This window comes from Nostocoides australiense Ben110, assembly GCF_001050535.1.
In the GTDB taxonomy this organism is placed as follows: Bacteria; Actinomycetota; Actinomycetes; order Actinomycetales; family Dermatophilaceae; genus Nostocoides_A; species Nostocoides_A australiense.
Map to the genome: position 1 here is coordinate 3,423,618 of NZ_HG764815.1, position 8,545 is coordinate 3,432,162.

Below are 8,545 nucleotides of genomic sequence, written 5' to 3' on the forward strand. Positions count from 1 at the left end.
GCTCCTCAATCTCCCGGTCGCGGCGGTCCCGCGAGACCGGGCCCAAACCAGCCCGGGCACCGGCGTCAGCCGCTCGACGCCACTCCACGATGTGCGAGGAGTACAGCCCTTCCCGGCGCAGGACCGCACCCCGCCCACCGTGCTCGGCCGCGTCGTACTCGGCCAGGATCCGCGCCTTGTACTCCGCCGTGAACACCCGCCGCTTGGGCCGGTCACCTCGAGGTCCCATGACCCCATCATCAACGGCCCCATCGGCCAAAGTCATCGTCATCAGCTACTACTCGCTTCTCACCCCGTGCAAGGGAAGGAACTCAGTCGTCGTGTCTCACCACAGCCTGACGCACAGGGGGTGGCGTTTGGCTTGGTTGCCCACAAAGAAGGCGGGTGTCCGGGGCGGCTTGAACATCATGTCGACGAACCGCTCCTTGAGCGCGGCGCGGACAGCGGCCTCGGTGCTGTTACCGAGGCGGCGTTGGAGCGCTACGAACTCCCAGTCGATGATGCTCTGGTCGTGGCTCTTGCATTGAGGGTCGTAGCATTTCCATCGGTAGTGACCCTCGAGTCGTGGAGCCTGGAGCGGGCTCTTGTCTGAGTCGTCGAACAAGTCCATCTGGTTCACGTACGCGTCGATCTTGGCCTGTTCTTCTGGCGTCCAGCCGGCGTGATCAGTGATCCGCAGATCGATCAGTTCCCGTACAGGGACGAGCCCGAGCGATGGCGCCGCCGATGCCTGCTGGTTCTGCCGGTTCAGTTCGCACATGGTGTCCACAGTCGTTGGGTCGAGAAGTGCACGACGACGCTTCCAGGGATCGAGGTGGTCGATCACGACCATGGTGGACATATCCGGTTGCCATGACTCGACACGGGAGTCGCCGGTGGCGGGCGTGGCCCTGACTCGGATGATGTCGTATTTCTTGAACTTCTGGTCCTGCTCGAGGAATCGGAAGTTGATGGGGTACAGGCGGATCCAGCGCGCTTCTGTGCGGCCGCGGGAAAGCCCAAGGCCGGCCACGCATACCGTCTCGCCCGCTTTCGCTGACGGGTTGGGCGCGGCTTTGACGGTGATGAGGACCTCCAGTTCGTCCGGGCGGGCGGGCTTTGGAACCTCCCGGTCTGGCCCGCCGAACAGAGCACCTTGGCTGGGCACGTCAGCCCTTCTCTCGGTCGAGTCTGGCGAGCATGTAGTCCGCGACTGTGGCGGCTTCGCGGACGACGAGCATGGCGAGATCCTCGGAGACACCGCTGGGCAGAGTCCGGCCGTGGCCTGTTCCTTGCAGGTTGCGTAGCTTGTTGATCTGGTCGGCAATGTTCCAGGTTGACTGATGGATTGCGCGAATGGCTTCGACGCCCGGCAGGTTGGGGTCGACCTGCTGGGGCAGCACGCCGAGCCGCTCCCTGGCGAGGTGCCATAACTGGTCGTATGACATCTTGTTGCCCACCGGAATGCCGAGCTCTTCTAGGACGAATTTCGACACAGACTCCAGGAGTTCCTTGGCGGTCCCGATGAGCAGCGCCGGGTCACTGGTGGAGCGACGAAGGCGATCGACCTGCTCCTCGAGGGCTGGCCGGCCACCGGTGTCTAGATCGACATTGCCAAAGGGTTGCAGGTATCCGTCCTCGGTCAGGTACCAGCCGGACGAGGCCAGGGCGCGCTTCAGACGGTCCACGTTCTCCCCGGAAGCCTCTTCTCCGATCAGGCCCGCCACCCGCAGTGTCGACAGGAGCTCGTCGACGAGGGTGCGGGCGCGAGTCGGCTCACGCTGCGCGGTTCTCAACGCGGTCAGCACCCGCTGTTGCTTGTTCGTACCCTGCGCATTGGGGTTGTAGACGTAATTGTCCCCGTATCCCGAGCCCGTCAGGACGGTCGTGATCGTGGTGTGGCTAGGCCCCGCGCCAGCGTGGAAGAACATGGCCAGGGCAGCGCTGATGTCGCTGGTCAAAGGGACGGTGGCACGAGGACTCATCGGTGCTCCTCCGGCTGATGGGTGACTCTCAGAACGATCTCGGCCAAGGCCCGGGTCTGCGCGATGGTGAGGGATCGCGCGAACTTTCGATAGCGCCATGGGTCACCAGTTGTCGGCGCCGACGCGAGGTGGCTCTGCGCCGCTTCGAGCCATAACCACTGGACGGCGTACGAGTGGCTAGACGAGCGACTACCTGGACGGTTGGCACGGGCCCAGCGAGTGAACCAGCGGGTGGTGCGGGCAAGGTGCCGGACACGGTCTTCGAGATCTCGGTAGTCGATCTCGAGCTCACGGCTCGCTGCGCCGAGGGCGGCGACGACGGCGGCGGGCGATGCGGTCATCGATGCAGAGCCGGCGCGTGCGGTGCGTTCGCCGACCTCGGGTGAAAGCCCGAGTTCGCGGGCTGCATCGGCCCAGGAGTGGATGTGCGGGTGGGTTCTGGCGAGGCAGAGGGATGCGAAGAGGCCGATAGTCGCAGGGCGGGAGTCGAAGAGCCCGCCGAGGTGTTCGTCGATGAGGCGAGCGGGGAGGACTTGCGGGATCTGCCGGGTCGAGTCGGTCAGCGGTGGTTGCTGGTCGAGGAGATGGGACAGGCGACGCCGCGGTGCGTGGGCGGCCATGACAAGCCGCGTGAGGGTCGAGGTCATGCGGGTGTGGTCGGCCAGCCATCCGAGCCGGCCTTCGGGGACGTCGGGGACGTGCTGGAGCCAGTGCCCGAATCGGGCCGCGGCGGTGTCGATGTCCTCCGCGACGAGGATGCGGTCGGCTGCCGTGAGCGCGCGTGAGCGAAGTACGGGGTCTTGGGGCGGGCGGATGCTCCAGCGCCGAACACTGGGTGTGCTGGCATCCGCGACGTCACGTGCCCAGCAAGGGAGGTTGTCCGGCGTTCGGGATGCCGCGGCGAGGTGCAGCACAAGGGCGGTCAATGATCGGAGGGTTGCGGTGAACTCTGGCGCGTCGAGTCCGCCGGCGAACGTGGCGACGGTCCCGCCGGCCTCGGTGGCGTCTTGCCGTGCTTGGCGTTGGAGGCAGCCATCGTCGGCCGGCTCGGCAGTGAGAGTGGTGAGGTCGACGCGGCATTGCTTGCGTGGGCCTTGGCCAAGAGGGTTGCCGCACACCGTCTGGGGACCAACGACGCGCAGGGGTGAGTGGCGCTGGTCGCGGAAGGGGCGCTGGCAGCCGGGGCACGTGGCGAGCAGGTAGGTGCCGTGGGTGCGGCATACGGTCGTGGTGGGCAGGCGCCAAGTGGTGCGCCAGATGCCGTCGTCGGCGAGGCATGCCGGGCAGATCTGGGTGCCGTGGCCGGGGATCCAGCCGCGAGCGGAAATGGTGCGGAAACTGGACTGGTGGGCGGGGTCGAGCCCCCGCAGATCGAGGCTCGTTCCGTCAAATGCCGCCAGGGTCGCGTTCTGCAGGGCGGCGGTCTCGGCTCCGGTGAGGCGGGCGATCCGCTCAAGGGTCACCGATGTGGGGGCAAGCATGAGGTACGCAGTGGTGGTGTCATGCCCGGCCCGCACCATCTCGATCAGGCGAGCCGTGGCGAGGTAGTTGGCGTCAGCAACGCGTTCGAGGTAGGCATCCAGGGCCTCTCCGGGAGCGAGATCGACGAGGGTCGGCAGGTAGGTATCGGCGTTGTCAGCCAGCATCCCGACTCTCCTCGGTTGCAGCGGCCGGCGAGGCGGATTCTTGGGTCCTGAGCAGGTCGCTGCTGTTGGCGAGCCGGTCCTGCCACCAGGCGCGCAGGTGGAGTTTCGTTTCGGGGTCGAGGGCGGTATCGAAGGTCACGATGTCGGCACTGGCTCGGTGTGGATGGGGCCCACCGGCGGGCCGGCCTGCGGTGGCGTCGAGCCACACCCAGGCAGCCGCGACCTCGCGATCGATGTGCGCGCCACCGGCTCGCGGGACATCTCGGAGGGCGCTCGACGGGAGACGTTGGATTCCGCGCAGTTCCGCACGGGCTTGAGCCCGGTCAAGCAGGCCTGCGGAGTGCAGTCGCTCAGCATGCACGGCGAGTCGGCGGAGGGCGTATGTGTCGTGGAGCAGGCGTGCTGCGACGCGTTGGGCGCGCGGGGAGGAGCCTGCTGCGTGGAGGGAGGCGGCTGCGGCGATCGTCATGGCGGTGCCGTGGGCTTCGCTGGCTAGGGCGGTCAGGGCGAGGGCTTCGGCGGTTCGGTGGGTGCGGTGGTGTTCCGGAAGGATCATCGGGTCGTCGTGCAGCCGCAGGGTGGTCGGGACGTGGCGCGCCTGAATGCCGAGGTTCTCCAGGAGGTCGAGTAGACCGCCGCGCGCGTCGAGTGCGTTGCGCCAGTCCGGCATCTCCTGGGGGTCGGGATCCCACGGGTCGGCCATGATGGCGATGTCATCGAGCATCGCCTCGGCGGTGGCCCGATCAACCGACGCGTCCCAGGTGAGGGTGAGCAGGGTGGCGGTGATCGACGGGGGGCGTGCGATCGTGTACCGGCCGGTGATGACGCTACGGTCGACCCAGCGCACCGCACGAGTTCTCCACTGTTGCGTTTCCCCGTCGAACAGCGGGGGCCAGTTCCGCCAGAGGGCGAGTTCGACCTCGGCCATGAGGGATTCCAGGCGCCGGAGCCGATCTTGAGCAGACTGGCTGGACGTCGTCGCCGCCAGGGTGGCCATCACCTCTCGGTGAACATGGCGGACGCGGGTCGGGACCGGTGGTGGCGTGGGGTCGAGACGATCGATGAAGAGTTCTTCGCAGTTGGTGCAGAGGACGACCAGGTTGAGCCTTGCGGCGACCGTGTCAAAGCAGCCGCGGGGGCATGTAGCGGGTTGGCCGGCATACCGGCGCCCGGTCCGGGCCCGTCCGAGCGCCATCCCCGGATAGGTACCCCCCAGCGTGGCAGCCCGCAGGCGTTCCTCGGCGACCCCGGTGATCGACGAGAGCTGGGCCAGAAATGGGTGCTCTGGGTTCTCCCAGACACGGGCGGTGCGCCGGTGGCTGGTCAAATCGCGGAAATCGAGGTAGTTGGCGTCGGCGACCCGTTGCAGGTAGGCGGCGATGTCTTCCCCGGGCTGGATGTCGACAGCGACGGGGAGCTGGCTGGCGTCGCTCATCCGGTGACCTGCCCGTGCTGGGTGACGCTGACCGTGGGATGGAGCTGGGTTGGCTTCGCGGCTGCTTTGTCGGCCTTCTTGGCGAGTTCGTCGATGGTCAGTTTGGACGCGGGAACGGCCAGCACATGTTCCTCGGTGACCGCCCAGGTGCCGTCCACGATCGCCGCGACGGTGGCCTGGCGCAGGAGGGTGACGATGGCCTGCATCCGTCCGTGGGTGCGTTCCAGGATCAACCCGGGCAGGTCGTTGTGCAGCATGCCCGGTTCTGCGGCGGGAAGGAACGGGGCGATAACGTCGCCGGACTCTTTGAGGAAGCGTTGCCACGCCAGGACCTGGTCGCGGGTGTCGGAGCCGTAGGGGGCGACGGTGATCGCGTAGGCGCGGCCGGTGATCTGGGGGTCGCTCATCACGTCGTGGGCGTGCAGGTTCGCGCCGGAGAAGATGACAGTGATGCCGTACTCACCCAGGGCGGTCACGATCGCTTTGAGGTGGTCCAGGGCGTACCGGCCGAGGCGTTCGGTCAGGATCAGCTGGTGGAGGTCGTCGATGACCAGCAGCCGTACCCCATGCTCGAGCACCAGGTCGAGAGTGAAGGCCTTCTTCGCGGTGCTCTTGTCCATGTCGAAGGCCTCGACGACGAGCTCGTTGAACCGGGTGACGGTGGTCGCGGCTTCCAGGGACAAGAACAGCACCGGCGCGTGGGTGGGGTGGATTTCCTGGTCACGGCCCCCGAACCGGCGGGTCGTGGTTCGCCGCGCCATACGTTCGGGGTCACCGTCCGGCCCGACGTGGTGGCGGTGCACGGCATACGACAGCTGGTACAGGACCGTGGACTTGCCCAGGACGTTGAAGCCGGTCAGGAGTGCGACCTCCCGGGTCCCGGTCAGCATCTGGGCGTTGTCTTCGATCAGGTCGTTCAGGACCTGCCGGATCCGACGATCCCGCTCGGAGTCGAAGTAGTGGCCGTTGAGGTAGCGGCGTACCTCACGGGCATACTCACGACGCTTGGCCTCCGACATTGCCCCGGCCTCAGCCCGAGTCAACGTCGGCGGCGGTGTCAAAGGAGGTGCGTAGGCCTGCGCGTGCAGGCGGGACGCCTTCACGGCTCCCCCTCCTGTGACTCCAGCGTCGGCCACGCCGTCTGTGTCGGGTCAAATGCTGGTGGAGTGCTCGACCTGCTCGCATCGGCGCGGGTTCCCTTGGATGAGGCACCGTGGCGGGTGCGTCGGGTGCCGCGGGCGCCAGCTTCGGCGGCTTCGGCGTGGTCGAACTGGGATCGTGATTCGCGCAGGTGGGCCGCCGCGACCTTGTTGGGTTTCCAGTCGACCAGGTCCGGGTTGGCTCGGAGGCGGTCGATTGAGGCGATGTCGTTGATGGCCTCAAGGATTTCCCGCTGAACGCTGTCCTTGTTGATGGTGGTGTTCGTGCCGCCGCGACGTTTCACGGCCTTGGCGGCGGCGTCGAGGACCAGGTCGGTCATCGGCGCCTGCAGCTGGAATGCTCGCCGCCAAGGGACCTCGACCACGGCGCCGGTGTCAGGTCGACGGAACCACAACCGCGCGAGGTCCCGCGGATCCATGAAGAAGGGCGCGGCACGGTCCTGGTCGCGGAAGAACCCCTTGGGGACAGAGCGGAAGTCGTCCAGTTCCGCGCAGTCGAACGTCAGGTCTTTGTACTCGACGCCGTCGTGGCGGATCGTCAGCCACAGCTGTGGCAGCAGGTCATAGAGAAGGTCCGGGCGCTGGAGGACGTGCAGCCGGCCCACAGCGGCCAGGAGCGCGTCGAAGACCTCCAGCGGGGTCATCCCCACCGCCGGTGAGCGGTCTTCCATGGTGCGGTCGACGACCGTGAGACCGCCGTGGCGGGTGCGGTGGTAGTCGGTGCAGATGAACTCCCGCAGCCGGAGTTCGAGCTCGCGCGGCGTCAGGCTCGGGCCGTCGCCCTTGAAGACGGCGCGACCCTTCTTGTCGACGACGATCTTGCCGGCGTCGCTGCCCCGCTGGGACACGTTGCGGCCCTTGTGGCCGGACAACTGCAGCAAACAGCGCTGCAGCGTCTCGTGCCAGCGCTCCACAAACGCGTTGTCGGTGGGCTTCTTCGCCCGGGAGAGCAGGAGGTGGATTCCCAAGAGGGTGCACACTTCGCGGAAGTAGCGGCCGGTGAAGATGCTGCCCTTGTCGGCGCGGATCGCGTCCGGGAGCAGTCCCGGGATCGCATGCTCCCCGATCAGCGGGCGCCCGGAGAGGCGTTCGGCCTCGACGACGGCATCATCAATCGAGCCAATCGCCTCCGGGACTCCAGCCCAGCGCCAGTCATGAACCTGGCCGGGTTCGACGACTTGGCTGAACGGGCGCAGCACGTCGTAGAGGATGAGGCCGGCCTCGATGGCGTTTGCGCTGCGGGGCACGACCCGTAGAGCCAGGACGACACGCGTACACACGTCCAGGGCGGTGATGATCTCGACCGATATGGGTTTGCCTGTCCACGGGTCGACGCAGAAGGTGTCGCTGCGGGTCACGTCGATCGCGACGACTTGGCCCGGTCGAAGGGCGGGGTAGGCGGTCAAGGCCAGGACACCGCGAAGCTTCTTGGTCGTGTGGGAACGAGTTGTGCGGCCAGCGGCTTGAGCAGCCTGCGTCAGGTAGGTCCGCAGGGTCGACTCCGGTGGGTCGAGCGAGTCCAAACCCTCGGCTTTGAGCGCCAACAGCGTGCGGCGGAGAAGTTCATCGATCGAGCGAACCGCTTGTGTCCCATCGATGCGGGCGGCGATGTCGTCGGCGACGCGTCGCACCTCAGGATCGAGACCTCCGAAGGCGGAATGCCGGCGAACACGGCGCTTGTCCACCAAGGCCAGGAGGCCGCCGTTGATCGGGCGGTCGAAGTCGGACAGCCAGTTCATCAGCTGACGCTGTGAGACCGCGCCAACCCTCGCTCGAGGTGTGACTTTGCCCGCCTCCATGTTGCGTTGACGACGCCGATCTAGACCCTATGGGGGCGGGCGGGGTTTCGGTTGAGGGTTGAGGCCGGGGCCTCGCGTATGCAGAGAATCGTGGATCACCTGCCAGATGGGCTGGCGGTGCCGACATGCATAGGAGGCCCCGGTGTTCATAGAGCGTACGAGTATCGGCTTGGATGTGCACGCGAGATCGGTCAGAGCGGCGGCGATCGACACGGTCACGGGGGAGGTGATTGAGCGGACGGTCTCTGCGCCGGTGGTCGATGTCGTGGGTTTCGTGGAATCTGTTGCGGCAGAACATGGTCCGGTGTTGGTGACGTATGAGGCGGGGCCGACGGGGTTCGGGTTGGCGCGGGCGCTGCTGACGGCGCGTCATGCCTGTCAGGTCGCGGCGCCGTCGAAGGTGTTGCGGCCGGTGGGGGATCGGGTCAAGACCGACCGGCGGGATGCGTTGTTGCTGGCCCGGCTGGCCCGTAACGGCGACATCGTGCCGGTCGCTATCCCGACACCGTCTCAGGAATCAGCCCGGGATCTGGTCCGCGCG

The 8,545-nt window shown here is 67.0% G+C and carries 7 protein-coding genes and 1 pseudogene; 1 reads left to right on the forward strand and 7 read right to left on the reverse strand.

The genetic code is table 11. The features are described 5' to 3' along the window. The 7 genes and pseudogenes from BN11_RS24160 to BN11_RS16695 all read right to left on the reverse strand — a co-directional run. Positions 1 to 211, reverse strand: a pseudogene (locus tag BN11_RS24160) (IS3-like element ISAar46 family transposase); the annotation flags it as partial. Between the two features lie 114 nt (positions 212 to 325). After that, the gene (locus BN11_RS16670) at positions 326 to 1,147 is read right to left on the reverse strand and encodes a hypothetical protein (protein WP_048699473.1); all 822 of its coding nucleotides are present in this window, start codon (positions 1,145 to 1,147) and stop codon (positions 326 to 328) included. 1 nt (position 1,148) lies between these two features. Further along, entirely contained in the window at positions 1,149 to 1,964 is an 816-nt protein-coding gene (locus tag BN11_RS16675; protein ID WP_083433824.1) for an abortive infection family protein, read from the reverse strand. Beyond that, positions 1,961 to 3,610 carry a TniQ family protein gene (locus BN11_RS16680; protein WP_048699475.1) on the reverse strand — a complete coding sequence of 550 codons (1,650 nt, stop codon included), beginning with the start codon at positions 3,608 to 3,610 and terminating at the stop codon, positions 1,961 to 1,963. The genes BN11_RS16675 and BN11_RS16680 overlap by 4 nt, the downstream gene beginning before the upstream one ends. Continuing rightward, positions 3,600 to 5,045, reverse strand: coding sequence for a TniQ family protein (locus BN11_RS16685; protein WP_048699476.1), 1,446 nt, complete (start codon positions 5,043 to 5,045; stop codon positions 3,600 to 3,602). The genes BN11_RS16680 and BN11_RS16685 overlap by 11 nt, the downstream gene beginning before the upstream one ends. Next, positions 5,042 to 6,148: a TniB family NTP-binding protein gene (locus BN11_RS16690; protein ID WP_157044239.1), complete on the reverse strand. Its 1,107-nt coding sequence runs from the start codon at positions 6,146 to 6,148 to the stop codon at positions 5,042 to 5,044. The genes BN11_RS16685 and BN11_RS16690 overlap by 4 nt, the downstream gene beginning before the upstream one ends. Continuing rightward, positions 6,145 to 7,944: a DDE-type integrase/transposase/recombinase gene (locus BN11_RS16695; RefSeq protein WP_048699478.1), complete on the reverse strand. Its 1,800-nt coding sequence runs from the start codon at positions 7,942 to 7,944 to the stop codon at positions 6,145 to 6,147. Before BN11_RS16695 ends, BN11_RS16690 begins: the two co-directional genes overlap by 4 nt. A gap of 202 nt (positions 7,945 to 8,146) precedes the next feature. Here BN11_RS16695 and BN11_RS16700 point away from each other — a divergent pair. Beyond that, positions 8,147 to 8,545: IS110 family transposase (locus BN11_RS16700; RefSeq protein WP_048693490.1), on the forward strand; the 399-nt coding region annotated here is incomplete at its 3' end.